This is a genomic window from Rhodoligotrophos appendicifer (assembly GCF_007474605.1).
In the GTDB taxonomy this organism is placed as follows: domain Bacteria; phylum Pseudomonadota; class Alphaproteobacteria; order Rhizobiales; family Im1; genus Rhodoligotrophos; species Rhodoligotrophos appendicifer.
In genome coordinates, this window is record NZ_VHKL01000002.1 from 354,013 (window position 1) to 380,955 (window position 26,943).

Annotated in this window: 23 protein-coding genes and 1 pseudogene; 10 read left to right on the top strand and 14 right to left on the bottom strand. The window is 63.7% G+C overall.

Annotation, left to right across the window (positions count from 1 at the left end; translation table 11 throughout):
* Positions 1-56: 56 nt before the first annotated feature.
* The gene (locus tag FKM97_RS05755) at positions 57-2,735 is read left to right on the top strand and encodes a bifunctional acetate--CoA ligase family protein/GNAT family N-acetyltransferase (RefSeq protein ID WP_144291431.1); all 2,679 of its coding nucleotides are present in this window, start codon (positions 57-59) and stop codon (positions 2,733-2,735) included.
* Positions 2,736-2,761: 26 nt separating this feature from the next.
* Here the strand turns inward: FKM97_RS05755 and FKM97_RS05760 are convergent, their stop codons facing one another.
* Both FKM97_RS05760 and FKM97_RS05765 read right to left on the bottom strand, forming a co-directional pair.
* The gene (locus tag FKM97_RS05760) at positions 2,762-2,959 is read right to left on the bottom strand and encodes a hypothetical protein (RefSeq protein WP_144291432.1); all 198 of its coding nucleotides are present in this window, start codon (positions 2,957-2,959) and stop codon (positions 2,762-2,764) included.
* Positions 2,960-3,061: 102 nt separating this feature from the next.
* A complete protein-coding gene (locus tag FKM97_RS05765) occupies positions 3,062-3,907 on the bottom strand; it encodes a universal stress protein (RefSeq protein ID WP_144291433.1) in 846 nt (281 codons plus the stop codon).
* A gap of 137 nt (positions 3,908-4,044) precedes the next feature.
* On the opposite strand from FKM97_RS05765, the gene FKM97_RS05770 reads away from it, so the two are divergent.
* The gene (locus tag FKM97_RS05770) at positions 4,045-5,118 is read left to right on the top strand and encodes an NAD(P)-dependent alcohol dehydrogenase (protein WP_144291434.1); all 1,074 of its coding nucleotides are present in this window, start codon (positions 4,045-4,047) and stop codon (positions 5,116-5,118) included.
* A gap of 206 nt (positions 5,119-5,324) precedes the next feature.
* On the opposite strand, the gene FKM97_RS26225 is transcribed toward FKM97_RS05770, so the two are convergent.
* The 3 genes from FKM97_RS26225 to FKM97_RS05785 form a co-directional block, all read right to left on the bottom strand.
* Entirely contained in the window at positions 5,325-6,443 is a 1,119-nt protein-coding gene (locus tag FKM97_RS26225; RefSeq protein WP_170240774.1) for a hypothetical protein, read from the bottom strand.
* A 280-nt stretch (positions 6,444-6,723) separates the two neighbouring features.
* A complete protein-coding gene (locus tag FKM97_RS05780) occupies positions 6,724-6,996 on the bottom strand; it encodes a hypothetical protein (protein ID WP_144291435.1) in 273 nt (90 codons plus the stop codon).
* A 176-nt stretch (positions 6,997-7,172) separates the two neighbouring features.
* The gene (locus FKM97_RS05785; protein ID WP_144291436.1) at positions 7,173-7,412 is read right to left on the bottom strand and encodes a hypothetical protein; all 240 of its coding nucleotides are present in this window, start codon (positions 7,410-7,412) and stop codon (positions 7,173-7,175) included.
* A 113-nt stretch (positions 7,413-7,525) separates the two neighbouring features.
* Between FKM97_RS05785 and FKM97_RS05790 the strand changes: the two genes are divergently transcribed.
* Positions 7,526-8,560, top strand: a complete 1,035-nt coding sequence (locus FKM97_RS05790; RefSeq protein ID WP_144291437.1) for a proline racemase family protein — start codon at positions 7,526-7,528, stop codon at positions 8,558-8,560.
* Between the two features lie 140 nt (positions 8,561-8,700).
* The gene (locus FKM97_RS05795) at positions 8,701-9,549 is read left to right on the top strand and encodes an AraC family transcriptional regulator (protein ID WP_246104951.1); all 849 of its coding nucleotides are present in this window, start codon (positions 8,701-8,703) and stop codon (positions 9,547-9,549) included.
* A 100-nt stretch (positions 9,550-9,649) separates the two neighbouring features.
* Here FKM97_RS05795 and FKM97_RS05800 read toward each other — a convergent pair whose 3' ends face one another.
* From FKM97_RS05800 to FKM97_RS05815, 4 genes are all read right to left on the bottom strand, one after another.
* Positions 9,650-9,856 carry a hypothetical protein gene (locus FKM97_RS05800; protein WP_144291439.1) on the bottom strand — a complete coding sequence of 69 codons (207 nt, stop codon included), beginning with the start codon at positions 9,854-9,856 and terminating at the stop codon, positions 9,650-9,652.
* A gap of 151 nt (positions 9,857-10,007) precedes the next feature.
* A complete protein-coding gene (locus FKM97_RS05805) occupies positions 10,008-10,391 on the bottom strand; it encodes a response regulator transcription factor (protein WP_144291440.1) in 384 nt (127 codons plus the stop codon).
* Between the two features lie 102 nt (positions 10,392-10,493).
* Complete coding sequence (locus FKM97_RS05810) at positions 10,494-11,129, bottom strand: response regulator transcription factor (protein ID WP_144291441.1); 636 nt, start codon at positions 11,127-11,129, stop codon at positions 10,494-10,496.
* Between the two features lie 12 nt (positions 11,130-11,141).
* The gene (locus FKM97_RS05815; protein ID WP_170240775.1) at positions 11,142-12,701 is read right to left on the bottom strand and encodes a sensor histidine kinase; all 1,560 of its coding nucleotides are present in this window, start codon (positions 12,699-12,701) and stop codon (positions 11,142-11,144) included.
* Between the two features lie 217 nt (positions 12,702-12,918).
* Between FKM97_RS05815 and FKM97_RS05820 the strand changes: the two genes are divergently transcribed.
* From FKM97_RS05820 to FKM97_RS05835, 4 genes are all read left to right on the top strand, one after another.
* Positions 12,919-13,893: a TRAP transporter substrate-binding protein gene (locus FKM97_RS05820; protein ID WP_144291443.1), complete on the top strand. Its 975-nt coding sequence runs from the start codon at positions 12,919-12,921 to the stop codon at positions 13,891-13,893.
* A 48-nt stretch (positions 13,894-13,941) separates the two neighbouring features.
* A complete protein-coding gene (locus FKM97_RS05825; RefSeq protein ID WP_144291444.1) occupies positions 13,942-14,457 on the top strand; it encodes a TRAP transporter small permease in 516 nt (171 codons plus the stop codon).
* Between the two features lie 3 nt (positions 14,458-14,460).
* Complete coding sequence (locus tag FKM97_RS05830) at positions 14,461-15,768, top strand: TRAP transporter large permease (RefSeq protein WP_144291445.1); 1,308 nt, start codon at positions 14,461-14,463, stop codon at positions 15,766-15,768.
* 482 nt (positions 15,769-16,250) lie between these two features.
* Positions 16,251-16,430: a hypothetical protein gene (locus FKM97_RS05835; RefSeq protein ID WP_144291446.1), complete on the top strand. Its 180-nt coding sequence runs from the start codon at positions 16,251-16,253 to the stop codon at positions 16,428-16,430.
* Between the two features lie 73 nt (positions 16,431-16,503).
* Here the strand turns inward: FKM97_RS05835 and FKM97_RS05840 are convergent, their stop codons facing one another.
* Both FKM97_RS05840 and FKM97_RS05845 read right to left on the bottom strand, forming a co-directional pair.
* Positions 16,504-16,845: a hypothetical protein gene (locus FKM97_RS05840; RefSeq protein WP_144291447.1), complete on the bottom strand. Its 342-nt coding sequence runs from the start codon at positions 16,843-16,845 to the stop codon at positions 16,504-16,506.
* A 21-nt stretch (positions 16,846-16,866) separates the two neighbouring features.
* Positions 16,867-17,187 carry a hypothetical protein gene (locus FKM97_RS05845; RefSeq protein WP_144291448.1) on the bottom strand — a complete coding sequence of 107 codons (321 nt, stop codon included), beginning with the start codon at positions 17,185-17,187 and terminating at the stop codon, positions 16,867-16,869.
* Between the two features lie 194 nt (positions 17,188-17,381).
* Here FKM97_RS05845 and FKM97_RS05850 point away from each other — a divergent pair, with 194 nt between their 5' ends.
* On the top strand, positions 17,382-18,149 hold the full coding sequence (locus FKM97_RS05850) for an aspartate racemase/maleate isomerase family protein (protein WP_144291449.1): 768 nt from the start codon (positions 17,382-17,384) through the stop codon (positions 18,147-18,149).
* 25 nt (positions 18,150-18,174) lie between these two features.
* On the opposite strand, the pseudogene FKM97_RS05855 reads toward FKM97_RS05850, so the two are convergent.
* Positions 18,175-19,064: pseudogene (locus tag FKM97_RS05855) on the bottom strand (alpha/beta hydrolase).
* A 326-nt stretch (positions 19,065-19,390) separates the two neighbouring features.
* Here FKM97_RS05855 and FKM97_RS05860 point away from each other — a divergent pair.
* Positions 19,391-20,560, top strand: a complete 1,170-nt coding sequence (locus FKM97_RS05860; protein WP_144291450.1) for a patatin-like phospholipase family protein — start codon at positions 19,391-19,393, stop codon at positions 20,558-20,560.
* A gap of 44 nt (positions 20,561-20,604) precedes the next feature.
* Here FKM97_RS05860 and metH read toward each other — a convergent pair whose 3' ends face one another.
* The gene (gene metH / locus FKM97_RS05865) at positions 20,605-24,408 is read right to left on the bottom strand and encodes a methionine synthase (protein WP_170240794.1); all 3,804 of its coding nucleotides are present in this window, start codon (positions 24,406-24,408) and stop codon (positions 20,605-20,607) included.
* A 147-nt stretch (positions 24,409-24,555) separates the two neighbouring features.
* Entirely contained in the window at positions 24,556-26,934 is a 2,379-nt protein-coding gene (locus FKM97_RS05870) for a xanthine dehydrogenase family protein molybdopterin-binding subunit (RefSeq protein ID WP_144291452.1), read from the bottom strand.
* Between the last annotated feature and the right edge of the window lie 9 nt (positions 26,935-26,943).

Consider the following 26,943-nt stretch of genomic DNA (forward strand, 5'->3'; position numbering starts at 1 on the left):
ATGCAGATTCTGTTTCGCTCACTCTATCGACAGCGCAATCGTCACGTCAGGACCCAATGACCATCCGAAACCTCGATCATGCCTTGCATCCCCGCTCCGTCGCCGTCATCGGCGCTTCGCAACGCCCCGGAGCCGTGGGAACGGTGGTTCTGAACAACATCCTGGCCGGCGGATTCGAGGGCGACATCTGGCCGGTCAACCCGAAATACCGCCACATCGGTGACCTCCCCTGCCATGGGGAGGTCAAGGACATTCCCGGCGTGCCGGATCTCGCCGTCATCATCACGCCGCCAGCTTCGGTGCCGGCCCTCATCCACGCACTCGGCGAGAAGGGGACGCGGGCCGCAGTGGTCATTACGGCGGGACTGAGCGAGAGCAACGGGCTGCGCCAAGCGATGCTGGATGCGGCCAAGCCTTATCTGTTCCGCATCATCGGCCCCAATACCGTGGGTCTCGTGATTCCGCCGGCCAAGCTCAATGCGAGCTTCTCCCATATGGGCGCAGAGCCCGGCAATATCGCGCTCCTGTCGCAATCGGGGGCGATCGCCGTGTCGCTCATCGACTGGGCCGCAGACAATCAATTGGGCTTCTCGCAGATCGTCTCGCTGGGCGACATGGCAGATGTGGATGTGGGGGATTTTCTCGATCTGCTGGCGCGCGATCCCCGCACGCGGGCGATCGTCATGTATCTGGAATCGATCCCCAGCCCGCGCAAGTTCATGTCCGCGGCCCGGGCGGCCGCGCGGCTCAAGCCGGTCATCGTCATCAAGCCAGGGCGGCATAAGGAGGCCGCCAAGGCTGCAGCGACCCATACGGGCGCCCTGTCGGGCTCCGACCGTGTCGTCGAGGCCGTCTTCGCCCGCGCCGGCGTGCTGCGGGTCGGCGGCCTGGGCGAGCTGTTCGACGCCACCGAAACCATCTCCCGTTTCCGGCCGCTCACCCAGCTGCGCACCGCAATCGTCACCAATGGCGGTGGGGCAGGGGTTCTCGCCGTCGACCAGCTGATGGACGGCAAGGGAGTGCTTGCCGAGTTGTCAGAGGAGACGATCATGCGGCTCAACGCCGTGCTCCCGGCGAACTGGTCGCATGGCAATCCGGTGGACATCATCGGGGACGCACCGCCCGAGCGCTACACATCCGCACTGGCGATCGTGGCGGCAGATCCGGGGGTGGACGCGCTGATGGTCTTGAACTGCCCCACGGGCCTTGCCTCGGCGGAGGCGGCAGCGCATGCGGTCGCATCGCTGGCAAAGCAGGGCCTGATCGAGGGAAAACCGGTGCTGTCATGCTGGCTTGGCGAACATACCGCGCGGGAGGGACGGCGGATCCTGCAGGACAGCGGCGTCGCCAGCTATGAGACGCCGGCCGCCACGGCAGTGGCCATGACCTATTTGAGCAGCTGGTCGCGAACCCAGGCGCTGCTGACGCGGGTGCCGCAAAGCGAAAGCGAGATCCCCGGCGACGGTCGGAAGAGGGTCGAAAAGCTGCTGCGACAGGTGGCGGCGGAGGGCCGGCGCATGCTGACGGAGCCGGAGGCGAAAGCGGCCATCCAGGCCTATGGCATCCCCGTGCCGGACACATTCGTGGCCTCCTCGATCGAGGACGTGGAGGTGGCTGCCGCCCAATTGCTCGAGAGTGCCGACAAGATCGTGGTCAAGCTCCTGTCGAAGACCATCACGCATAAATCCGACATTGGCGGCGTGGTGCTGAATATCGAGACGCCTGAGGCTGCCAGAGACGCTGCGGCGGCGATCGCCCGACGGCTGCAGGACGTCGGACAGCAAAGCGCCATCGAGGGCTATGCGGTGCAGCCGATGATCGCGCGCAGCCGAGCCCAGGAGCTGATCCTCGGCATCAACCGGGACCCTCTCTTCGGCCCCGTCATCCTGTTCGGTGCCGGCGGGGTTTCGGTCGAGGTCGTCGACGACACGGCGATCGGTCTGCCGCCGCTGGACGACGTGCTGGCGGGGGATCTGATCGACCAGACGCGGATCGCGCGCCTGCTCGCGGGCTATCGCGACCGTAAACCCGCCGACCGGCCGGCGATCATCGGCGCGCTCCTCGGGCTGTCGCAAATGATCGTGGATTTCCCCTGCATCGTCGCCATGGACATCAATCCGCTGCTTGCCGACAGCGACGGCATCATCGCCCTCGATGCGCGGGTCGAGATCGAGCCCGCGGAAATCGACCGGACCGGACCCAATCCGGATCTCATCATCCAGCCTTATCCCTCGGGATGGTCGAAGGAGGTCGAACGGAAGGGCAACCACTACCGGCTCAGGCCGATACGGCCAGCCGATGCCGCGCTCTATGAGACCTTCCTCCGCCATGTCTCCCAGGACGACATGCGGCTTCGCTTCTTCTCGACCCAAAAAAGCGTTTCGGAAGACATGCTGGTGCGGCTCACCCAGCTCGATTACGACCGGGACATGGCCTTCATTGCCCTCGATCCCTCGGGGGAACTCGCAGGTGTCGCCCGGATCTCCGCCGACCCTGATCACCAAATCGCCGAGTATGGAATTCTGGTGCGAAGCAATCTCCAGGGGCAGGGCCTCGGCTGGGCCCTCTTGCAGCAGCTGATCGAGTATGGCCGTGCCGATGGGCTGCATCGCATTGACGGCGTGATCCTCAGAGAGAATACCCGCATGCTGCAGATGTGCCGGGAGCTCGGGTTCAACATGAAGACCCATCCCGAGGAGCCCACGCTTACCCTGGCAAGCTTGCACCTCAGGTGAGGATCCCTACCGGACAGTCGAGGCGTCTACTTTTGCCGCGTCTTGCCCGTCAGCCATTCTGTCCAGCGCGCGGGCCAGAATGCCGCCGCGCCCACTAAGCCGACAACCAGGATGATGGTGATCATCGCCTGAACCAGGCCGTAATTCGGTGAATCGGTCGCGATCATCCAGGCTGCGATGACGCCAGCCAAAGCGAGGATCGGTCTCAGCAACCAGTTAATCATGTTCGCTCCGAGTAAAACCCAGCACCTCGCTAGATGAATAGTCCCGTCCGTTCGGTCCACATTGATCAACCGCAAAGTACAGCCGATTTATGAGATGCTCCGTCAGCGGGCCATCAGCATCGGAACGGGACATTTCTTCAGGAAATCTCGTGTGACGCCCCCCAGCATCCATTCCTGCAGGCGGGAATGGCCATAGGCTCCCATCACCACCAGATCGCAACCCAGGCGTTCGATTTCATTCAACAGGGCCGCCGAGCGGCGATGCCAGTCGGCGACATGCCGAATCTCGACCGCTATGCCATGGCGCGACAGATGCCGCGCCAAGTCGGCGCCATTCTCCTCGCCGCGCTCCTCCGCCGCTCCGTCCTCGACAAGGGCGATATGAACCTGCTTGGCACGCTGCATGAACGGGATCGCCTCGGCGACGGCCCGAGACGCCTGGCGCGAGCCGTTCCAGGCGACCAAGACGCTGTCTCCAGCAGTCGGCTGACGTCCGGGTGGCAGAATGTAGGCGGCTCGTCCCGAATGATAGAGCGCGGTCTCGAACACCCCTGTCCAACGATCCTCGCCAGTGGCGTCGTAGGGCCTGCTGGCAATGAACAGATCCGTGCACCGTGTCTGCACTGCGATCGCGTGATACAGCTCCACCAGATACAGATCGAGCCGTTTCAATTGGTTCGGCACCGCCAATCGCTGGAACCTCTGATCGAGGCGGGTCTCCACCCGATTGCCGTCGTCGCGGGTTTTCTCCTGAAGCTCGACCAGAAGCTCGCTCAGGAATTCCGGCGCCAAGGGCCAGCCATCTCCAGGGATCAAGTTGATGTACAAGCCCGTGAGATAGGCCTCGAAGCTCGATGCCAGGGCCTCGGCATGGGCGAGGCGAACCTCATCTTCATCCGTTCCATCGAGATGCACCATGATATCTTTGATCGTGGAAACCGTGCTCATAATGCCTCCTGGACGCTCCATCACTGCACTTTGGGCGCGATCCCGCGGGCAGGTGTTGACACAAGTCAAGGTCGGCGAGTTTCAGCGGGGATACTTCAACAATCGCCCGGAAAGGCGACAATGATTTGGAGTTTCCCATGAAAATGATGAAGGCGGCAGTATTCGTCGAGAAGGGCAGGATTGTCCTCGAAGACAAGCCCGTCCCGGATGTGGGGCCCCTGGACGCCCTGGTGCGGATTACGACCACCACCATCTGCGGTACCGACATCCATATCCTCAAGGGTGAATATCCTGTCGCGAAGGGACTCACCATCGGGCATGAACCCGTCGGCATCATCGAAAAGCTGGGGTCCGCCGTGTCCGGCTATCGGGAGGGCCAACGGGTCATCGCGGGCGCCATCACCCCCTCGGGGCACAGCTATGCCAGCCTCTGCGGCTGCCACTCCCAGGATGGAGGCAGTTCGCGCCACGGGTTCAAGCCTGCCGGCGGCTGGCGCTTCGGCAATACGATCGACGGCGCCCAGGCGGATTATGTCCTGGTTCCCGACGCAATGGTCAATCTGAGCCCGATTCCGGACGCACTGACGGACGAACAGGTGCTGATGTGCCCGGACATCATGTCCACGGGTTTTTCCGGCGCCGAGAGCGCCTCCATCCGCATCGGCGATACAGTCGCTGTCTTCGCGCTGGGTCCGATCGGCCTCTGCGCGGTCGCCGGCGCGAAGCTGATGGGTGCCACCACCATCATCGGCGTGGACACCGTCCCGGAGCGTTTGGCCATGGCTCGGCAGCTCGGAGCAGACGTCGCCGTCGACTTCAAGCAGGGTGATCCCGTGGCCCAGATCATGGAGCTCACGGACGGACGCGGAGTCGATGCCGCCATCGAGGCCCTCGGGACCCAGGGAACCTTCGAAGCCGCCCTGCGGGTCCTGCGGCCAGGAGGCACGCTGTCGAGCCTGGGGGTCTACTCGACGGATCTTCGCATCCCCCTGGACGCGTTCTCGGCGGGATTGGGCGATACCAAGATCGTCACCACGCTGTGTCCGGGCGGCAAGGAACGGATGCGTCGGCTGATGGAGGTGGTGGCGTCGGGTCGGGTCGACCTCAAGCCGCTGGTCACGCATCGCTTCAAACTCGAGGAGATCGAGACCGCGTATGATCTTTTCGGACATCAGCGGGAGGGCGTTCTGAAGGTGGCGATCAGGCCGTGACGCGCTTCATCAGAAGCCGGGAGAAGCGCCGGCGCGGCTCGAGATAGGGCACTTTTACCGCGCCGGCATGGCGCCTGTGCGGGCACAGCCACCAGAAAAACAATCGTCCAGGTAGCCTATCAGTTGCAGGCTAAGCAAAAGATCGCCTGATCTAGTCATGAAAACGGGGCGCCGAAGCGCCCCGTTGCTGTCGCTATTGTCGTTTTCTAAAGTGAGGCAACGATGCGGCAGACGGCCACCTGTTCGCGCGAATAACGGTCCGGCCGCTGCATCACGGTCTGGCAGGTCCGCCGAAGCTCGGCGCGATCGACCCCAGACAGGCCGGAGACCGCACCCGCCACGCTGCCAGGGTTCAGACCCCCTGACCCAGGGTTGCCCGAGCCGCCGCCTGGGGAGCCGCCGCCCGGTGCCCCGCCATTGCCGCCGCCGGCCATGCCGCCGCCACCGCCCGGCGTGCCACCATTTCCTCCGCCGCCCGGGGTGCTGCCGCCTCCACCAGAGCCGCCTCCCCCGGAGCCACCACCGATGCCTATGCCGACGCCGGCGTTAATTCCTCCGCCCCCGCCGATCGAGGCGCCCGCGCCGGCATTCACGCCCTTGGAGCCGCCCAGGGAGGCGCCGAGGCCAGCCTGTACGCCTTTGCTGCCGCCGATTGATGCGCCAGCGCCGGCCTTCACGCCCTTAGATCCCCCTAAGGATGCTCCGAGTCCAGCCTGGATGCCTTTGCCGCCGCCAATGGAGGCTCCCGCTCCGGCCTTGATGTCCTGAGAATTTCCGATGGTCGTGCCTAGGCCTGCCTGGATGCCCTGCCCACCGCCGATGGCACTGCCTAGACCCGCATTGACACCGTTCGACCCTCCGATCGAGGCGCCGAGCCCGGCGTTCACTCCTGACGAGCCGCCGATCGATGTTCCGGCACCAGCGCTCACGCCCTTGGAGCCGCCCACCGAGGCGCCGAGCCCGGCGCTCACGCCCTTGGAGCCGCCAACCGATGCTCCTGCTCCGGCGCTCACGCCTTTCGATCCGCCCGCGGACGCGCCGGCCCCAACGCCTACACCCTTGCTCCCGCCGGCCGAGGCTCCTGCGCCGACGCCGACACCCTTGCCGCCGCCAACGCCGACGCCTGCACCCACACCGACGCCCTTACCGCCGCCCACTCCGACGCCAGCGCCCACTCCCAACCCTTTGCCACCGCCTGCGCCAGCGCCGACGCCCACTCCAACTCCGGCCGCGGAGACCGAGTGAACCTGGAAGGACGCTGCCGACAGGAAAACAACACTTAGAAGCACCGCCATATGCTTTGACTTGATTTTTGTTGAATGCATTGGTCTTACCTCCGAATTAACAATATCGACGGATGCAAAAGCTCCACCCGATATTGATAAATCGTGCTGGTGCGACATTTAGTTCCGATAAAGACAGAAGATAATGGAGATTTCGTAATATAAAAATGTTTTAAAATTTTATTTTTGGTAGTTATAGGGGTGGATGATTAGAGGTGTTGTTGATGATTGTGAAAATTGCCGGCTCCCATCCCGGCCGGTACCGTTTTTATGGTCTGGTTGTTACTCGGGGCTGGGATCGGCGCAGAACTCATCTGCACCGTCAATAGGCGATCCGACGTCGGGCCAAGCCTCTTGGCGGCCTCTGCGCATGGGCCCCTTTGGGTGGACTGGGGCGCAGGTTTCCTCCAGGGGGCGTTCCGGAGATGAAAGGCTGAGCCGTCAGCGAGCCGTCCAGCGTCTGGAGGAGAGTGAGAAGATCGCCAGCCGACGGATTCATGGCGGGAACCTCTCCGGCGATACGCTCCCAGAGTCGGTTACGTTCTTGCTGCGAAAGACTGCCGAGCCAAAGGCTCTGCGTCTCAAGAATTGCCACCCCGTTCTCCCACCCCACCTCGCGGGTGCATCAAGCCGCCAAACCTCCAGATGTTCCAGAAGAGATTTATACGCAATTTTACGGTTTTCCGCGGCTTCGCCGGGAATCGTGGCTCGCTGGAGCATTTAGGACTGCGTTCACATTCCCGTGATCGACTCACCCATAGGCCCGCCGGATCAGTTCTGTTGGATTTGCTGAAGCGTCGCCTTGCACAGCGGATTCGTGCCGAGGAAGTGCGGCGAGAGACATGCCCACAGAGCATGGATGCTATCCCTGTCCACCTTCGGGCAATATTTGCGAATGGCGTCACCGCAGAAGGTTTCGAGATCGAATTTCTGCTTCTGCATCAGGATTGCCGAGGCCGGCTGGCTCGAGAGGGTCACGGCCACACTCACCAGGAGAAAGATCTTCTTCATCGAATTGCTCCTCAGGGGCACTGGAAGGGCTGACATTCCCCGTCGCAATATTGTAGCGTCCCGGCGCAGGGGTTACAGCAAAACGCCGCAAGTCTCACAGGGTGCCATTCGTCATGCGCTTTTCCCGAATGATCAACGTCGTCGGCGTCCATGCCTGCGGCGAGCTGAACGAGGTCATCACCGGCGGCGTCCTGGATGTTCCGGGGCGAACGGTGTTCGAGAAGATGAAACATCTGGAGACCAAAGCCGACGCGCTGCGGCTGTTCCTGCTCAACGAGCCGCGGGGCCGGGTGACGCAATGCGTCAATCTCATCGTGCCAGCGACGGATCCCGATGCGGATTTCGGATTCATCATCATGGAATCCGAATATTACGTGCCCATGTCGGGATCGAACACGATCTGCACCGTCACGGCGATGCTCGAGACCGGCATGTTCCCGATGACGGAGCCCGTGACCGAGCTCACCCTGGAGGCGCCGGCCGGGCTCGTGCGGGTGACGGCGGAGTGCCGGGATGGCAAATGCCGCTCGGTGCGTTTCGTCAACGTCCCCAGCTTCGTCTTCGGGCTCGATTGCCCGGTCGATGTGCCGGGGCTCGGCACGATCAGCGTGGACGTCGCCTATGGCGGGATGATCTATGCCGTGGTCGACGCCGAAAGTCTCGGGTTCCAGATCGTCCCCTCGGAAGGGAGAGCCCTGGTGGAGCTCGGTGAGCGCATCAAGAAAGCTGCGGCCGAACAGGTTCCCGCGGTCCATCCGGAGAATAGCGAGATCCACACCATCAACCAGACCCTGTTCACGGGGCCGGTTGAGACGGTGGAGGGCGGGCTCGCCAGCCGCAACACGGTGGTCGTCTCGCCGGGTAGACTGGACCGCTCGCCCTGCGGCACCGGGACCTGCGCCCGGCTGGCAGTCATGAATGCGCGCGGACTGATCGAGCCCGGCCAAAAACTCTTCCACCGGTCCATCATCGGCACCGAGTTCATCGGCGAAATCGTCGAGACCACCGACATGGCCGGAGCTCCTGCGATCCGGCCGGCGATCACGGGCTCCGGATGGATCACCGCGTTTCACCAATATGTCCTCGATCCGAGCGACCCGTTTCCCACGGGCTTCAACCTGCCCGACGGCTACCCACCAACCCGCTGACCGCCGCCTGAGCCGTGTCCCCTATACTTGTGTATAGAGGGCGGTAGACCAAGCGATACCTCCACGAACCTCCTGTAGAATGGATGTTCCGGCACCGGCGGGTGAAGCTTTCTCTGCAATTTCCCCGAAGGAGTGCAGAGATGCTTATAGAGCTCAGTTCCGCCCCCACCGATCTTGCCGCCGAATGGCAGCTCACCGTCAAGGCCGGCTCTGCGTCCTGGGCCGCGCATGAGAGGGTGCCGGCGGACCCCTTGACGGTCCGGATGGACATCGACCATGTCCGTTTCGAATTCCTCGTGTCACCCGCCGGCTTCGGTCACGGGCATCCGGCCGGTGCCACCATGCTGGAACACCTGCGCACCGAAGACGGGACGACGATCCGCATCTGTCTCACCAGCAGTGCCCTGCTCGACCGCCTCAAGAACTTGCACCCGAGCGAAGGCGGCTTGATCGACCTCACCGCCCAATTTCACGACGAGACAGCAGAGCGCCTGGCCAGAACGCTGATCCGCATGGAGGAGGCGCAAGGCGAGTGGGATGCGCTGTTCGTCGAAGCGGCAAGCCTTGCGCTCGTGGCACGGGTCGTCGGTCTGCGTCAGGAAAGCGCCGACGGCGGCCGCCGGAAGCTCTGGCCGTTGCCAAAATGGCGGCTCAAGCGGGCTCTGGAGTTCATCGACGCCAATCTGTCCGAGCCGGTCGGAGCCGAGGACCTCGCTCAGTCGGCGGGGTTGACGCGCATGCATTTCGCCGCCCAGTTCAGGCTGGCCACCGGCCTCCGACCGCATGAATTCCTGCTGCGTCGCCGGATCGAGCGGGCGCAGGACATGATGCGTAACTCCGAGGACAGTCTCGTCGAAATCGCCCTCAATGTCGGCTTCCAGACCCAGGCGCATTTCACGACGGTGTTCAAACGCTTCGTGGGGGAAACTCCCTATCGCTGGCGCCGGCAGGATGCGGCTGACCTCTGCCGCAGGCGTTTTGCAGCCTAGCGCGCTCGATCCGAGCCATACCCAGCAGCAGAAAAGGCGGTCCGAGCGGGCCGCCTTTCGTTTAGGTATGAAGCCTGAGGAGGAGAGCTTTCGCACTTCCTCAGGCATGGAGCCGACGGACTGCAGGATCGTCGTAAACCCACTGGCTCGGGACGGGAGCCTTCGACTGATCTTGCAACTGCGTGCGCAAACGCGAGTTTGGGTTTTCAAGGGCCGGCAGGTCCGGACCAGAATAGGTCGCCATTGGGAGGAAGGCTGCGGAAAGCAGTCCAAGGCCGGCGATCAGGGCTGCGAGGGGTCGGCTCATGATGTTCTCCCGTCTCATATGTCCGGACATTCCGGGTTTCATCGACAGGGTCAGAGTGAGCCTTGCGGCCGGTTTCAGCCATTGTACGCCAGGGTGATCAGATGAGCTCTGAGTACAGGTGACCTAAATCAAAGTATAGGAGAGACAGGCCTCACAGCGATCCAGTAGAGGCCGAAAGCGCCGCGTGCATTTCCGAGATCAGGATCTCGTCATCCACGGGCTTGCTGAGAAAGCAATGGGCTCCCGCCTTCAAGGCCTTGGAGCGGGTCGTCTCATCGAAATACGAACTCATGAAGATCATCGGGGGCTTTCCGCCCTCCCGATTCAGCTGCGCCTGCAGCTCCAAACCGCTGAGGCCCGGCATCTGGACGTCGACCACCATGCAGCCGACGGCGTCCCGATCGGCATCGGCCAGAAAGGCCTCGGCGGAACAGAACAGCGCACTTCGATAGCCGAGCGACCGGATCAGATCGTCGAGGGCTTCGCGAATGGCATGATCGTCGTCCACGACGGCGATGAGCGGAACACGAGACACGGCCGGCACCCTCTTGGTCAAACTCCAGACTTCAACCCATTATGTGCGGCGTAATCTAAAAGAATGATACCATACGTAGGTTTAGGCGGGCAGGACATGAGGTCAGGTCGGCTCGAGCAGCGTCACCTTGCGCACCAGGTCCGCCACGGAGCGAACCTGCATCTTGCGCATGACATTGCCGCGGTGCAGCTTGACTGTGATCTCGCTGATACCGAGCTCGCCTGCGATCTGCTTGTTCATCAAGCCGCGAACAACGGCGGCCATGACATCCTTCTCCCGCGCCGTGAGAGTATCGGCCAATAGTTTCGCCTGCTCCGCCGCCTGCATCTCGAGGCGACGCGCAACATCCTTGTCGATGGCTGCCGCCACTGCGTCCAGCATGTCCTGGTCGCGAAAGGGCTTGGTGAGAAAATCGGATGCGCCAGCCTTCATCGCCCGAACCGTCATGGGGATATCGCCGTGGCCGGTCATGAACACGATGGGCATCCGGTTGCCCTGTTTCGTGAGCTGCGCCTGCAGATCCAAGCCGCTGCCGCCGGGCAGGCGCACATCCAGCACGATGCAGCCGGGCCGGTCGGGCACCTTGGCGTCCAACATCTCCCGGGTCGAGGCAAAGCACATGGCATCCGTTCCCACCGATTTCAGCAGATCGCACAGCGCTTCGCGAATGGCTTCGTCATCGTCGACCACCAGAACGATCGGCTCTCGCGACTTTGCGGCTGAGATGGGTTGCTGCATTGATGAGCCCGGCTAAGAGATGGGAATCGTAAATTCGAAGACAGCACCGCCATCCTGATCATTTCGCGCTGAAAGTCGACCGCCGAGACCCTCGATGGTCGAGCGGCAGATCGCCAAGCCCATGCCCATGCCTCCGCTCTTGGTCGTGAAGAAGGGATCAAACAGGCGCGCAAGGCTCTCCTCGGCGATGCCCGTGCCGCGATCACGAATGGACACGGCGATGTCATCGGCCTCTTCGCGCGCGACGGTGATCGTCAAGAGCCGCGCTCCCCGCGTCTCCGCCATCGCCTGCAGGCCATTGTTCATCAGGTTGAGGAGCACCTGCTGGAGATTGGTCCGGTTGACGTGGATGGAGGGAATGCCGGGGGCGACATTGGTCACCACCCGTGCTTCGACCATGGCGATCTCCCGATCGAGGAGAGCCACCGTATCCTCAATGAGGGTCGCCAAGTCGACCGGTTCATCCTCGGGCAGTCCTCTGACCACTTGGCTTCGCGTGTGTTGAACGATCTCGCTGGCACGCTTGGCATCGCGCACGATGCGCTCGCCCGCATTGATGGCGGCCGTGATGTCCGGTGGCTCGCGGCGCAGCCAGCGCAGGCAGGTCTGGGCATTCATGACGAGGGCCCCCAATGGCTGGTTGAGCTCGTGGGCGATGGAGGCCGACAGGGCGCCCAGAGTGGCCGCTCGGGATGCCCGGGCAAGTTCGGACTGCGCCGCCATCAACGCCTCGCGCGTCTGCTCCCGCTGGGTGATATCGGCAATTCCCGCCACGATCCGGTCGAAGCCTCCCGGATCATCGGGAAAGGTCATGCCCAGTAGGACGGTGAGGGGAGTTCCGTCGTGACGCAGAAGCCTTCCCGTGCCCTCAAATTGATTGGCGCCGCGATAGATCGCGTCCAGAACGCCCAGCAGCGCGGGATCGTCAGGGTTCACATAGCGTTCGAGACTGCCAATGATGTCGGCCCGTGACGGCGCATCGAGGAGTTCGACCGTCGCGTCATTCACATCAAGCGTGACGATGTCACGGAGGAGCTGTCGCGCAACGTCAGGATGGTGCTCCAGGTGACCCCGAAGATCGTCCACGCCCGCTCCACGAAGCTCGTCCAGTCTCACCATCACCTTGCTGAAGTCTTGTTCCCACAGCGAAAAGCGGGTCTGTTCGAACATTGAGCGGTAGCGGCTCTCGCTCCGGCTCAACGCCGCGTGGGACTGGATCAGAAGCTGCCTTGCGCTGTCGTTCTGCAGCAGCAGGCCGGCGGTGATGACGATCGCAGCGATGGCGACGGCACAGCGCAGCAGGGTGGAGGTGTCCGCGTCGAGGCCGTGGGCGATCAGGAACGACAGAAAGGTCAGGCCGCAGCAGATGCTCGCCAGCACGATGATGCCCCGGCGGGAGAGCGCCGGACCGGCCAGCAACAGCACCAGCACATAAAGAACCGCAATGGCGCTGCGGATATCGGTAAACGTATCCACGGAGAAAACGCCCAGAGCCAGAACGGGCGCTGCCCAATGGATGCCCCATCGATGCGAGGCGCCAGAGGCGAGTAAGCGGAAACCACCGTGGGTCATGACTCTGTCAGGTGCCGAGCTGCCACATGGTGCAGCAACTAGCCCAAGTTGCGGCCGTTGGCCAGTTAGCGAAAAGTCGTCCAGCGCAGAGCCTCGGGCGATGCAGTCAAACGAAAGTAGCATTGGAAGGCCGGACTGGAATGGCGAGGGTAAATCAGGGTAAGCTTCGTCACCCATGGCGAGGGCAGGACAAAAGCAACATGAGGGAGCCGTCTCGATGAAATTCCTGAACAGAGTGGCAATGGCAGCCGCATTGGCGACCACTTCGGCAACAGCGGCGCTGGCGGAGACGTGGGACATGCCCATGGCCTATCCCGCCACCAACTTCCATTCGGAGAACGCCGTCGCGTTTGCCGCCTGCGTGAAGGATGCTTCGGGCGGCAAGATCGAGATCGTCACCCATCCCAATGGCGCCCTGTTCAGCGGCAATGACATCAAGCGCGCGGTGCAGACGGGGCAGGCGCCCATCGGCGAGCGGCTGCTCTCGGCCCATGCCAATGAGAACCCTCTCTACGGCATCGACAGCATTCCGTTCCTGGCGACCTCCTTCGAGGCCTCGGACAAGCTTTGGGCGGCTGCCAGCGAGAAGCTGAAGGCGGCGTTGGAGAAGGACAATCTGGTCTATGTCTACGCCGTGCCGTGGCCGGCTCAGGGGCTCTTCACCAAGAAAGATGTGGGTTCGGTCGCCGATCTAAAGGGGGTCAAGTTCCGCGCCTATAACGCCGCGACGGCCCGGATCGCCGATCTCGCCGGCATGGCGCCGGTGCAGATCGAAGCGGCCGAGCTGAGCCAGGCCCTCGCCACCGGAGTCGTCGAGAGCTTCATTTCCTCAGGAGCGACCGGCGTTGATTCGAAGGTCTGGGAGCAGCTGACCCATTTCTATGACGTGCAGGCCTGGGTGCCGCGCAATGTGGTTTTCGTCAACAAGGACGCCTGGGACGGCCTTGACGATGCCGGCAAGGCGGCGCTGACCTCCTGCGGGGAAAAGGCCGCCGCCAGCGGGCTGGCAAAGGTCAAGGAGTTGACCGGAGTCTATCTGAAGACACTGGCCGACAACGGCATGAAGGTCGCTCCCGCCGGCGAGCCACTGGCTGGCGAGCTGAAGGGCTTCGGCCAGACCATGACCGAGGAATGGCTCGCCAAGGCCGGCGACGACGGCAAGGTGATCATCGAGGCCTATCGCGCCAATTAAAGGCGAAGGCGTGAACGCGCACCGCCCCCATGACTGCGAGCGCCCCTCATGATCCGGCGCGGCCTCAATGCCCTCTATGACAGCGCGGCGGTCCTCGCCGCGCTGTGCCTCCTTGCCATCCTCGTGGTCATCTCAGCGCAGGTGGTCGCGCGTTGGGCCGGCATTCCCTTCAACGGCTCCAGCGAATATGCCGGCTATTTCATGGCGTCGGCCTCTTTCCTCGCCTTCGCGCATGCCCTGAACCGAGGGGCCCATATCCGGGTCGGATTGCTGCTCAATGCCCTGGGCGCCCGGCGTTTCTGGGGTGAGCTCGGCTGCCTGATCGTCGCCTCTGCGGCGGCCTCCTTTCTCGCCTGGTATGCGGTCAAGCTCGTCTACTGGTCCTTCAGGCTGAAGGATGTGAGCCAAGGCCAGGACATGACGCCGCTATGGATCGCGCAGGCGCCGATGGCCGTGGGCGCCGTGATCCTGGCGCTCTGCGTCATCGACAATCTCGTCAGCCTCGTCGTCTCGGGCCGCGACAATATCCGCGAGGATAGCGTCGAACAGAGCCACGCGGAGTAGGCGATGGAGCCCTTCTTCGCCATCGGACTGTTCCTCCTGGTGCTCTTCGTCCTGCTCGGGTCGGGCGTGTGGATCGGCTTTGCCCTGCTCGGCGTGGCCTATGTGGGCATGGAAATGTTCACGGGCCGACCGACCGGAGACGCCATGATGACGGTGATCTGGCGAGCGGCCTCGTCCTGGTCGCTCACGGCCCTCCCCATGTTCATCTGGATGGGGGAAATCCTCTACCGGACGCGGCTGTCGGAGGACATGTTCAAGGGGCTCGCCCCGTGGATGGGACGGTTGCCCGGTGGGCTACTTCATACCAATGTGGCGGGCTGCACGATCTTCGCTGCGGTGTCCGGCTCCTCGGCCGCGACCCTGACCACGGTCGGCAAGATGACGATCCCGGAGCTGCGCCGCCGCAATTACCCGGAGCAGCTGACAATCGGCACTCTGGCAGGCTCGGCAACGCTGGGGTTGATGATCCCGCCTTCCCTGACCCTGATCGTCTATGGCGTGGCCATCAACGAATCCATCACCAAGCTCTTCATCGCCGGCATCGTGCCGGGGCTCGTGCTCGCCGCCGCCTTCGCCGGCTACGTGGTCGCCATGTCGAAGCTCTCCAAGAGCTACAATCCCGACATCGAGCCGGCGGTGCCGTTCCTGGAGAAGGTCAAACGATCGCGCTTCCTGGTGCCCGTTCTGCTGTTGATCGTCGTCGTCATCGGCTCGATGTATCTCGGCCTTGCCACCGCCACCGAGGCTGCCGCCATCGGCGTCATCGGCGCGCTGGTGCTGGCTGCCGCGCAAGGCACACTGACCTGGCAGACATTCACCGAAAGCCTGATGGGGGCGACCCGAACCTCAGCCATGATCGCCTTCATCCTGGCCGGTGCCGCGTTCCTGTCCCTGTCGATGGGATTCACCGGCCTGCCGCGGGCGCTTGCCGAATGGATCGGGGCGCTGCAGCTCAGTCGCTTCGAACTGCTGATGGTGCTGCTCGTCTTCTACATCATTCTCGGCTGCTTCCTGGACGGCATCTCGGTGGTCGTGCTGACGATCGCCATCGTGGAGCCGATGATCCGGCAGGCGGGCATCGACATCATCTGGTTCGGCATCTTCATCGTCGTGGTGGTGGAGATGGCGCAGATCACGCCGCCCATCGGCTTCAACCTCTTCGTGCTGCAGGGCATGACGAAGCATTCCATGAGCTATATCGCCCGGGCGGCGCTGCCGATGTTCGCGATCATGCTGCTGATGGTGTTCGTCCTCATCGCCGTGCCCGAACTCGCCACCTGGCTGCCGGAGAACATGCGACAGATCCGCTGAGTGACGGTTGCGCAGCCTCAATGGCTCTGAATCGATTGGGCTCCCAGTGACCGCATGGTCTCCTCCACCCGGCCGGCGGCGCCTGCATCCTGAATGTCGGCGGAGACTTCGATAATCCGTTGAGCGCCGTTGCCTCGCTCTTCGCCGGGTCGGGACCGCCGCGCTCGGCTTCAACGATGTCGAATTCTTCACCCGCCGTATTCTCCGCTTCGGCTGCGGCAACGAAGACGTCGCTGCGGTCAAGGCCGAGTTCCTGCACCAGGTGCTCGACGGCGAGCTCGGCCTGCTCCCGGGTCTCGAAGGTTCCAACGATCGTCTTGCCCATGATGTCCTCGCTGCGTTGCCTGAAAGTCTCCAGTCAATCGCTCGTGCGCGAACAGGTTCCAAGCGCAGCAAAAAGTGAGGAGGGCTTGCAAGCCGGTTGCGAACGAAATTCCGGCTGGAGGGTTCTTCCTAGAGCAATTGATCATGAGGAGATTTGAATGGATGCGGAAGCTGGCGGCCTGCAATGGCTGATCATCGATGTCATCGCCGTGGTGGTGCTTGCCGGAGCCATGATCTACGGCATCATGATGTGGCGAAGAAAGAACCAGACCCCGGCGCAGAAGGCCCGGACCGACGAAATCGTCAAAAAGAACTATCGCGATCCGGACCAGCAATGATCCGGCGACTCGGCTCCTGAGCCCGTGGGGAGAGAGACCCACCGGCCAGGAGCCGCGCGCCGATGGTCGCCCATCAGTCCGACATCCGGCCGCCCTGCAGGGAGGGCGCCCCGGCTGCTTCCGCCACCACCAGCTTGCGAGTCCGGAGATCGACCGTGACCGTCCCGCCGGAGGCCAATCCCTCGGCCGGTACATGCAACACGTCGACGGTGTCCAGGCGGGTGAGTTGCGTTTCTCGGGCGAATGCCCGGAAGTGGTTCAACGCCTGCGCCGCCAGCGCCTCGGGCGAGGGCGGATCGGCTCCTTGGAGTGTGATGCTCTCATGGATATGCGCAACTGCGCCGGAGCGGGTGTCGAAGACCACGCAGGCCTGGTGAGCCTTGACCTCAACGCCGCCTGAAAAATCAACCTGCATTGCATCCTCCCATCATGGACGTCAGAAAAACGACAGCGTGAACAGGCCCTGGGCCGTCTGGTCCTCTCCCGTGGCAATGCCGCAGGTCACGGAGGTCATGTTCTGTCTGAACAAGGATGACCGCCATTGAAACCAGTTGCCGAAGGTCTCGGGGAATTCCTCGCCACCGGGACGCGGCCGGGTTCGCGCTCCGACGATGCCGCAGAACTGGGTGCCTCTTCCCGTCGTACCGCTGAGCGCGGCCGTCACAAAGGTGTGGGTCGGTGCGAAGTTGAGGTCCACCGTGTGGATCTGGCTTCCGCTCTGCTGCCAAAACCGGGTCATCATGTCATTGACGGGCACGACTTCATCCTCCCTTTCCAGGTCAGAACCGTCCGCGATCGTTGGAGCTCCTCTGTTCGTGGGATCGCTGCGGTCAACGCCGATAGAGTGATGCCGTGAAGCAAAGCTGTATGTGGCAATTGCCACAATCTCATCTATGAATGCAGACGCGCTCGCTCGCGGAGCGGTCGGCACGATTCAGGCGGAAGGCAAACATGAGCAGCAACGGAAACTGGGGACGTTCGCAAAGCAGCTTCGACGACGGTGTCGGACCCGTGGCATCCATCGGCGTGATCGCGCTGAGCACGGATCGGGTCGGGGTATGGGACGTGGAACAATTCCTGGCGAGCGCCAAAGGCGTGGCCGTGTTCTCGACCCGGGTCGCCATGAGCACAGTCGCCACGCCCGAGACCCTGCGCCAGCTCGGCGATCATCTGGAAGGGGCCGCCAGTCTGCTCGTTCCGGGATCACCCCTCGACGTCATCGGCTTCAGCTGCACCTCTGGCACTGTCGCCGTCGGGCTCGACCGCGTCCATGCCAGCATCGGCAAGGGGCGCCCGGGACTTCCCATCGCCACACCCATCGAGGCAGGCGCCAAGGGGCTGAGCCAGTTCGGCGCACGGCGCATCTCGCTGCTCGTGCCCTATCTCGTGGACACCGCCAATCTCATCGGGAATTATTTCGAGAGCAATGGCTGGACCATCGACAAACGCTCCACCTTCGACCTCGGCGGCGATCCGGAAATGAACAGGGTCAGCGGCGACGCCATCCTCGAAGCGGCCATTGCCTCCACCGATCCCGACAGCGATGCCCTGTTCATCTCCTGCACCGGGCTTCGCACCTCGTCACTCATCGACCGGATCGAAGCGGCTATCGGCAAGCCGGTGGTCACCAGCAACCAGGCGCTGGCCTGGGACTGCCTGCGGCTGGCGGGCGTGAAGGACAAGATTGCCGGACAGGGACGGCTTTTCGCCGAGCACTAGCCGAGCTTTGGAAAGTCGCGTGGGTCTAGGCCAAGGCGGTCCGGATGAAATCGGCCGCCTTGGCGATCGCTTGGCGCCCCGGCTCCAGGCGGGCGGCCCAAAGCGGCCAGGCATGGATCATCTTCGGCCAGACTTCCAGGATGACCCGGCACTCCGCGGCCCCCGCTCGGCCCGCCAGGCGCACCGCGTCGTCGAGAAGCGTCTCGTCACTTCCCACCTGGATCAGCATCGGAGGAAGCCCGCGGAGCTCAGCGTAGAGCGGGGAGGCGAGGGGGGCATCCGGCGCCGTGGTGCCGAGATAGGCCGCGGCGAGCTCGTGCAAATAGGCCTCGTGGATCAAAGGATCGACCGCATCCTTTGACTTCAGAGTCGCCCCGGTCATCTTAAGATCGGTCCAGGGCGAGATCAGCCAGGCGCAGGCCGGCAGCGGTTCATTCGCCTCACGCAATGAGATCATCAACGCCAGCGCCAGGCCGGTCCCGGCGCTGTCGCCGCCCAGCACCAGGCGTCGCGGAGAAAAACCCTTGGCCAGCAGCGTTCGATAGGCCAGCAGGGCATCGTCCAGGGCGGCGGGGAAGGGATGCTCAGGGCTAGGCGATAGCCGACGGCCAGCGTCGAGATGGACGCCGCACGGCCGGCCGCCGTCACGAGGCCACGATGGCTGGCGATCGATCCCGAGCAATAGCCGCCGCCGTGAAAATAGATCAGGACCGAGGACGGATCGGCCGTGGCGGTGCGTGACCATTCGACCGGAACCTCACCGAAGCGTTCGCCCTGCAGCGTCACGTCGCTGCCGATCGGATCGAGCGTTGCCACCGTGTCCAGCCGCATCCGACGTTCTGACCAGCCCTGCGGGCGGGGCGCAGCGGACAGAAGCGCCCTGAGTGCATCGATTTCCGTCGTCATGGCCGTCATGCACGGGCTCCTTGAAAGGTACAGGCGGCTCTCAGTCGAGGCCCATGGGCGCGGGGTTCATCTGCCGACGCGTTGCACATTGCGATCTCGGCACATTCGCTCCGTCGCAAGTCTAGTGAAGTCGAACAGCGTCGCGAAAGGTTGTTTTCGTGGCCTAAAATGTCAAGCAAACAATTTCAGGACGGCCTTTGCTGTCGGCGCAGGTCGCGGGGGGTCGCACTGCATCACGGTTGCTTGCAAACGATTAACTCATACGGTTAGCTTTATTGGTGCTGCCTGCACAGTCGCACTAGGCTTTGCGGCGGGGCGGATGCGAGGGTGGGGTGATGTTCAAGAGAGTGGCGTTCGCGCTTGCCGCCCTGGCTATGCTTGGGCTTTCCGGCTGCATGCATCCCGGTCGGGTGCCCGCGGTCACCGTAGCAGATGCCGCCGAACCCACGGTCCTCGGCTTGCCGAACGCCCGCTTCTACATCGACACCGACGTCGCCCTCATGCAGGAGGAAGGCGCCAAATCCGTCCAACGAGAGTTCGCCGCACTGCGTCTGAGGCCGGGAGCGCCCCTGCCTCCGGCGCGGTTCCTCGCCTTGTCGGGCGGCGGTGACGATGGCGCCTTCGGGGCCGGCCTGCTCGTCGGCTGGACGGCCACAGGGCGGCGGCCGTCCTTCAAGATCGTCACGGGCATCAGCACCGGTGCCCTCATCGCGCCCTTCGCGTTTCTCGGTTCCGACTATGACGGGGTTCTGCGCGCCGTCTATACCGAGACCTCGCAGAAGGACATCTTCACGCCGAGGATGGTGTTTGCGGCCCTCACCAACGACGCCATGTCGGACACCACGCCGCTCTATCGCATGATCTCGAGATATGTCGACGCCAACCTGATGGCGCGGATCGCTAAGGAGTATCGCAAAGGGCGGCTGCTGCTCATCGCCACCACCAATCTGGATGCCGGGCGGCCGGTCATCTGGAATATCGGCGCCATCGCCAATAGCGGCCATCCGCAGGCGATCGAGACCATCAAACGCATCCTTCTGGCGTCGGCCTCGATCCCCGGCGCCTTCCCGCCGGTCATGTTCGATGTCGACGTCAATGGCGTACCGCGCCAGGAGATGCATGTGGATGGCGGCGCCGTGGCACAGGTGTTCCTCTATCCGCCGACGATCAGCGTCAAGGGCGGCCCCAAGCGCAAGCGCGAGGCGTATATCATCCGCAATGGCCGCTTCTCCGTGCCGTGGACGACGGTCGACCGGCAGACGCTGTCCATCGCCGGCCGCGCCGTCAACACCATGATCACCAGCAATGGCATCGGTGATCTCTATCGCATCTACGCCACCACCCAACGTGACGGGGTGGATTTCAACCTCGCAGTGATCGGTCCCGATTTCACGGTTCCCTACAAGACGCCGTTTGAGCAGTCCTACATGCGTGCTTTGTTCAATTACGGCTATGAGGCCGCGATTGCGGGCTATAAATGGCGAAAGACGCCTCCGGGGCTTTGAGCCAAAGGCGCCGTGCGTGACGCTGAGGAGCGCAAGGCCAGGCGCTACTCGGCGGCTTCCGCGAGTGCGGCGGGGATGTAGTTGAGGATCGGTGCCAGCCAGCGCTCGACGTCCCGCACCGACATCGCCTTGCGGGCCGCATAATCCTCCACCTGATCCCGCTCGACCTTGGCCACGCCAAAATAATAGCTTTCGGGGTGGGAGAGATACATTCCCGACACCGAGGATCCCGGCCACATGGCCATGCTCTCGGTCAGGGTGACACCCGCCTCGCGCTCCGCGTCCAGCAGCTTGAACAGCGTGGTCTTCTCGGTGTGGTCGGGCTGTGCGGGATAGCCGGGCGCCGGGCGGATGCCCTGATAAGGCTCGCTGATCAGATCCTCGGGCGCCAGATTCTCTTGTGGCGCATAGCCCCAGAATTCCTTGCGCACCTTTTCATGCAGGCGCTCGGCAAAGGCTTCGGCAAAGCGGTCGGCCAGCGCCTTCACGAGGATGGAGTTGTAATCGTCATTCGCTCTCTCGAAGCGCTGAGCGATCGCCACTTCCTCGATGCCCGCCGTCACCACGAAGCCGCCGAGATAATCCGGCTTGCCGCTGTCGCGAGGCGCCACGAAATCGGAGAGGGCGACATTCGGCTTGCCGTCGCGCTTGGAGAGCTGCTGGCGGAGCGTGACGAAGGTCTCCAGCTCCGTGGTGCGGGTGTCATCCGTGAACAGGCGAATGTCGTCGCCGACCGCATTTGCAGGCCAGAAGCCGATGACGCCCTTCGGCACAAACCATTGCTCGTCGATGATCTTGGCCAGCATGGCCTGGGCGTCCTCGAAGAGCTGGCGCGCGGCGGCACCCTGCTTCTCGTCCTCGAGGATCTTGGGATAGCGGCCTTTCAGCTCCCAGGTCTGGAAGAAAGGGGTCCAGTCGATGTAGCGGGCGAGCTCGGCCAGGTCCCAGCCGGCGAAACTGCGGGTGCCGAGAAAGGACGGCTTCGGCGGGGTGTAGTTCGACCAGTCGATCCGGTGCGGATTGGCCCGCGCCCTGGCGAGCGAAAGGCGCTGCTTGTCGCGTTCGGAGCGCTCATGGGCTTCGGTCACCTTGCGGTATTCGGCGCGCAGGGCCTCCACATAGGCGGGCTTGGCCTCGTGGGAGAGCAGGTTGGAGACCACGCCGACGGCACGGCTGGCGTCGGTGACATAGACGGCCTGGCCGCGGGCGTAGCGGGGGTGGATCTTCACCGCCGTGTGCACCCGGCTGGTGGTCGCGCCGCCGATCAGGAGCGGAATGTCGAAGCCTTCGCGCTCCATCTCGGCGGCCACATGAGCCATCTCGTCGAGGGACGGGGTGATCAGGCCGGACAGGCCGATGATGTCGACATTCTCCTCCCTGGCGGTGGCGAGGATCTTCGTTGCCGGCACCATCACGCCGAGATCGATGATCTCGTAATTGTTGCAGGCGAGCACGACGCCGACGATGTTCTTGCCAATGTCGTGGACGTCGCCCTTCACCGTGGCCATGAGGATCTTGCCGGCGGTCTGGCGCTCACCATTGTCGATGCCCTTGGCGGCGTTGGCGAGTTTTTCCGCCTCCATATGCGGCAGGAGCCCCGCCACGGCCTGCTTCATCACGCGGGCCGATTTGACCACCTGGGGCAGGAACATCTTGCCGGCGCCGAACAGGTCGCCGACCACGTTCATGCCCGCCATCAGCGGGCCCTCGATCACATGGAGGGGGCGCTCGGCCGCAAGCCTGGCCTCTTCCGTGTCCATGTCGATGAATTCGGTGATGCCGTTGACCAGAGCGTGGGAAATGCGTTGCTCGACGGGCCATTCACGCCAGGCGAGGTCCTTCTCCCGGGCCTCCTTGCCGGCCGTGCCCTTGAAGCGCTCGGCAATCTCCAGCAGGCGCTCGGTCGCCGGGCCGCCCGCTTTCGGCAGGCGGTTGAGGACGACGTCCTCGCAGGCCTCGCGCAGACCCGGCTCTATAGTGTCGTAGACGGCGAGCTGGCCGGCATTGACGATGCCCATGTCCATGCCGCGCTGGATGGCATGGTAGAGAAAGACCGCGTGCATGGCCTCACGCACCGGCTCGTTGCCGCGGAAGGAGAAGGACAGGTTCGACACGCCGCCCGAGATGTGGACGTGAGGCAGGGACGCCGTGATCTCGCCGGTGGCCTCGATGAAGTCGACGCCGTAATTGTCGTGCTCCTCGATGCCGGTGGCGACGGCGAAGACATTGGGATCGAAAATGATGTCTTCCGGTGCGAAACCCGCCTGCTCGGTCAGCAGCTTATAGGCCCGGGTGCAGATCTCGACCTTGCGGGCGCGAGTATCAGCCTGGCCCTGCTCGTCGAAGGCCATGACCACCACCGCCGCTCCATAGATCCGGCACAGCCTGGCGTGATGCAGGAAGGCCTCCTCACCCTCCTTCATGGAGATCGAATTCACGATCGGCTTGCCCTGCACGCATTTCAGACCGGCCTCGATCACCTCCCATTTGGAGCTGTCGATCATCACGGGGACGCGGGCGATGTCCGGCTCGGCGGCGATCAAGTTCAAATACTCGACCATTGCCTTCTGCGAATCGATCAGCCCCTCGTCCATGTTGACGTCGATGATCTGGGCGCCGTTCTCGACCTGGTCGCGGGCGACGTCCAGGGCGGCGGCATAGTCACCGGCCGTGATCAGCTTCCTGAACTTGGCCGAGCCCGTCACATTGGTGCGCTCGCCGACATTGACGAAGGGGATGTCCTTGGTCAGCGTGAACGGCTCGAGGCCGGACAGGCGCATGAGCGGCTCAAACTCCGGGATCGCGCGCGGTGCATATTTCCCGACCGCATCGGCGATGGCCCGGATATGTTCGGGCGTCGAGCCGCAGCAACCGCCGACGACATTGACCAGGCCTTCGCGCGCAAAGGCCTCGACCTGGCCCGCCATGAATTCGGGGCTCTCGTCATATTGGCCAAAGGCGTTGGGAAGGCCGGCATTGGGATAGGCGCAGAGGAACGTGTCCGCGGCGCCCGACAATTCGGCCAGATGCGGGCGCATGGCGGCGGCGCCCAGGGCGCAATTGAGCCCGACAGTGAACGGCTTGGCATGGCGAATCGAGTGCCAGAAGGCGGTGGGGGTCTGGCCGGACAACGTGCGGCCGGACAGATCGGTGATCGTGCCGGAAATCATGATCGGCAGGTGCACGCCCTTTTCGAGGAAAATCTCCTCGCAGGCAAAGATCGCGGCCTTGGCGTTCAACGTATCGAAGATCGTCTCGATCAGGATGATGTCGGCGCCGCCATCGATCAGGCCGCGCAACTGCTCGCCATAGGCGATCCTCAAATCATCAAAGGTGGTGGCCCGATAGCCGGGGTTGTTGACATCCGGCGAGATGGAGGCCGTCCGGTTCGTGGGCCCTAAGGCGCCGGCGACGAAGCGGCGCTTGCCGTCCTCCCGCTCGGCGCGGAGGGCCGCTCGGCGCACGAGGCGGGCTCCGTCCAGGTTCAGCCGGTAGACCATGTCCTCCATGCCGTAATCGGCCTGGGCGATCGCCGTCGAGGAGAAGGTGTTCGTCTCGATGATGTCCGCGCCAGCCTTGGCGTAGCGGTAGTGGATCTCCTCGACCGCGGCCGGCTGGGAGAGGATCAGCAGGTCGTTATTGCCCTTCTGATGGCAGGCGCAGCCGACGAAATGATCACCGCGGAAGTGATCCTCATCGAAGCCAAGACCCTGGATCTGCGTCCCCATGGCGCCGTCGAGGATGAGGATGCGTTCGCGTGCGGCTGCCTGGAGCGCTGCCTTGATCTCAACGCCATCCGGCTTTTCAGCTACGGCCCCATCGCCGAAGCTTGGCGAGTTCTGCGACAAATCCTGTCCTGACACAATCATTTCCACCAATCACATAAAGACATCTTTATGTGAATATGTGGAAGGTGGCAAGCTTGGAAGGCGAGTTTTTCCTGTGGGTTGGCAGTATTGCAGTCACAGGGATCGGCCAGCCGGAACTCGGATTGCTTATCGGGAGGAGGCGATCGCCCGCCACAGCCGGTCCGGCGTCAGCGGCATGTCCAAGGTGGTGATGCCCAGAGGCCGCACGGCATCCAGGGCGGCATTGACGATCGCCGGGGGCAGACCCACAGTGCCGACCTCGGCACATCCCTTGGCCTTGAGGGGGTTGTGCTCGCAGGCCGTGGCATGCGTGAGCACGGTGAAATCGGGCAGATCGTCGGCGCGCGGCACCGCGTAATCCTGAAGCGACGCCGTCAGCATCTGGCCCGCATCGTCGAAGACGCAGTGCTCGGTCACCGCCTGCCCGAAGCCTTGCGCCAGAGCTCCATGAATCTGACCCTCGACCACCATGGGATTGATGATGTGGCCGACATCGTCCACCGCCACGATTCTGAGGATTTTCATCTCGCCCGTCTCGGGATCGATCTCAAGCTCACAGACATGACAGCCGCCGGGATAGGTCCAGTTTGCGGGATCGTAAGCGGCCGTCTCATCGAGGCCCGCTTCGAGGCCTGGCGGATAGCTGCGGAGGCTGTAGGCGGCCGCCGCCACCTCCTTGACGGTCACCGAGCGGTTGGTGCCGGCGATCCGAAACACGCCCTCTGAAAAGCTCAGCTCGGAAGTCGGCGCCTCGAGCAGATGAGCTGCGATCGCCTGCAGTTTGACTTCGATCTTGGCCAGTGCGCGAATGATGGCCGAGCCAGCCAGCACCAGGGAGCGAGATGCCGCCGTGCCGCGGCCGAAGGGAATGCGATCGGTGTCGCCCTGGACGATCCTGACGGATTCGATCGGTATGCCCAATCGATCGGATACGATCTGGGCGAAGGTCGTCTCGTGGCCCTGACCATGACTGTGGGCGCCGCTGAACACCGTGACCGACCCTCCGGGATTGACCCGGATCTGAGCAATCTCGGACCGTCCGCCGCGGGCACCCAGGCTGGCCGCCTGATGGCTCGGCATGCCGCCGGCGATCTCCACATAGGTCGACAGGCCGATGCCGTGCAGCATCCCCCGCGCGGAGGCTTCGGCACGACGTCGCGAGGCTCCCTGCCAGTCAGCGGCCTCGAGCGCAAGATCGAGTGTGGCTTCGTGATCCCCTGAATCATAGGTCAGTCCCACGGGCGTTTCGTAGGGGAACGCCTCGCGGGGAATGAAATTGCGCCGCCGCAGGGCAATGCGGTCCATGCCCAACTCATGGGCCGCCTGATCGACCAAGCGTTCTAGCAGATAGGTGGCCTCGGGTCGGCCGGCACCGCGATAGGCGTCGATGCGGGAGGTATGGGTAAAGACGAGCTCAACGTTGCAGTAGATCGCCGGCAGCCGGTAGACGCCCGATAGGAGCGGCGCATAGTAGAAGGTCGGAATGGCACTGCCACCCAGGGACAGATAGGCGCCGACATTGGCGAGCGTCCTGACCCGCAGGCCGAGGAAGGTGCCGTCGCGGTCGAGGGCGAGTTCGGCCCAGGTCTTGTGGTCGCGGCCATGGACGTCGGTGAGGAAGGCCTCCGTCCGATCGGAGGTCCATCGGACCGCGCGATTCAGCTGCCGGGCGGCCCAGCACAGGCAGACCTCCTCGGGATAGACGGGGATCTTGCCGCCGAAGCCGCCTCCCACATCGGGGGAGATCACACGCATGTCGCCGTCGCTGATCCCGAGGAGCGCACAGATGATGCTGCGGGCGGTGTGCGGGTTCTGGCTCGTCGTGTGGAGGGTGAACAATCCGGTGCCAGCGTCATACCGCGCCAAGGCCGCCCGGCCCTCCATCGGGACCGGGGCCAGCCGGTTGTTGATCAGCTCGATCCGCGTCACATGGGCCGCCCCGGCGATGGCCTCAGCCACGGCAGACGAGTCCCCGATCTCCCAGTCACAACACAGATTGCCCTTGACCTCGTCCCAGACCCGAGGTGCTTCGGGGAGGATCGCCCGCGCTACATCGGCCACCGCCTCGTGGACGCGATAGTCGACCGACACGGCCTCGATCGCATCCTGGGCGGCCGCGGCGGTCTCGGCGATCACCACAGCAACCGGCTCGCCGACATGGCGGGCCTTGTCCGTTGCCAGGACGAAGTGCGGCGGCTCGGCCATAGGGTTTCCCGCCCGATCCTTGAGCTGCCAGCCGCAGGGCAGGGAGCCAATCCCGGCCTGTTTGAGATCCCGGCCGGTATAGACTGCAAGGACGCCGGGCATGGCGAGCGCTGCCCGGATGTCGATCGCGCCGATCTCCGCATGGGCGTGCGGCGAGCGCAGGAAACGTGCGTGAGCCACGCCGGGGACGACAAGGTCGTCGACGAAGCGGCCGGCGCCGGTGATGAAGCGATGGTCTTCCTTGCGCCGCACCGAACGGCCGACCAGAACGCCTGGCGCGGGTTGATTGAAATCGGTCAAGGCGATGAT

What these genes read in the sequence shown, in the direction of transcription:
- FKM97_RS05790 (WP_144291437.1), top strand. Translation starts at nt 7,526, where the DNA reads ATGCGCTTTTCCCGAATGATCAACGTCGTCGGCGTCCATGCCTGCGGC.
- FKM97_RS05815 (WP_170240775.1), bottom strand. Translation starts at nt 12,701, where the DNA reads ATGACCCACGGTGGTTTCCGCTTACTCGCCTCTGGCGCCTCGCATCGA.
- FKM97_RS05835 (WP_144291446.1), top strand. Translation starts at nt 16,251, where the DNA reads ATGGATGCGGAAGCTGGCGGCCTGCAATGGCTGATCATCGATGTCATC.
- FKM97_RS05800 (WP_144291439.1), bottom strand. Translation starts at nt 9,856, where the DNA reads ATGAGCCGACCCCTCGCAGCCCTGATCGCCGGCCTTGGACTGCTTTCC.
- FKM97_RS05755 (WP_144291431.1), top strand. Translation starts at nt 57, where the DNA reads ATGACCATCCGAAACCTCGATCATGCCTTGCATCCCCGCTCCGTCGCC.
- FKM97_RS05830 (WP_144291445.1), top strand. Translation starts at nt 14,461, where the DNA reads ATGGAGCCCTTCTTCGCCATCGGACTGTTCCTCCTGGTGCTCTTCGTC.
- FKM97_RS05850 (WP_144291449.1), top strand. Translation starts at nt 17,382, where the DNA reads ATGAGCAGCAACGGAAACTGGGGACGTTCGCAAAGCAGCTTCGACGAC.
- FKM97_RS05860 (WP_144291450.1), top strand. Translation starts at nt 19,391, where the DNA reads ATGTTCAAGAGAGTGGCGTTCGCGCTTGCCGCCCTGGCTATGCTTGGG.
- FKM97_RS05820 (WP_144291443.1), top strand. Translation starts at nt 12,919, where the DNA reads ATGAAATTCCTGAACAGAGTGGCAATGGCAGCCGCATTGGCGACCACT.
- FKM97_RS05760 (WP_144291432.1), bottom strand. Translation starts at nt 2,959, where the DNA reads ATGATTAACTGGTTGCTGAGACCGATCCTCGCTTTGGCTGGCGTCATC.
- FKM97_RS05825 (WP_144291444.1), top strand. Translation starts at nt 13,942, where the DNA reads ATGATCCGGCGCGGCCTCAATGCCCTCTATGACAGCGCGGCGGTCCTC.
- FKM97_RS05765 (WP_144291433.1), bottom strand. Translation starts at nt 3,907, where the DNA reads ATGAGCACGGTTTCCACGATCAAAGATATCATGGTGCATCTCGATGGA.
- FKM97_RS05840 (WP_144291447.1), bottom strand. Translation starts at nt 16,845, where the DNA reads ATGCAGGTTGATTTTTCAGGCGGCGTTGAGGTCAAGGCTCACCAGGCC.
- FKM97_RS26225 (WP_170240774.1), bottom strand. Translation starts at nt 6,443, where the DNA reads ATGCATTCAACAAAAATCAAGTCAAAGCATATGGCGGTGCTTCTAAGT.
- FKM97_RS05795 (WP_246104951.1), top strand. Translation starts at nt 8,701, where the DNA reads ATGCTTATAGAGCTCAGTTCCGCCCCCACCGATCTTGCCGCCGAATGG.
- FKM97_RS05785 (WP_144291436.1), bottom strand. Translation starts at nt 7,412, where the DNA reads ATGAAGAAGATCTTTCTCCTGGTGAGTGTGGCCGTGACCCTCTCGAGC.
- FKM97_RS05770 (WP_144291434.1), top strand. Translation starts at nt 4,045, where the DNA reads ATGAAAATGATGAAGGCGGCAGTATTCGTCGAGAAGGGCAGGATTGTC.
- FKM97_RS05810 (WP_144291441.1), bottom strand. Translation starts at nt 11,129, where the DNA reads ATGCAGCAACCCATCTCAGCCGCAAAGTCGCGAGAGCCGATCGTTCTG.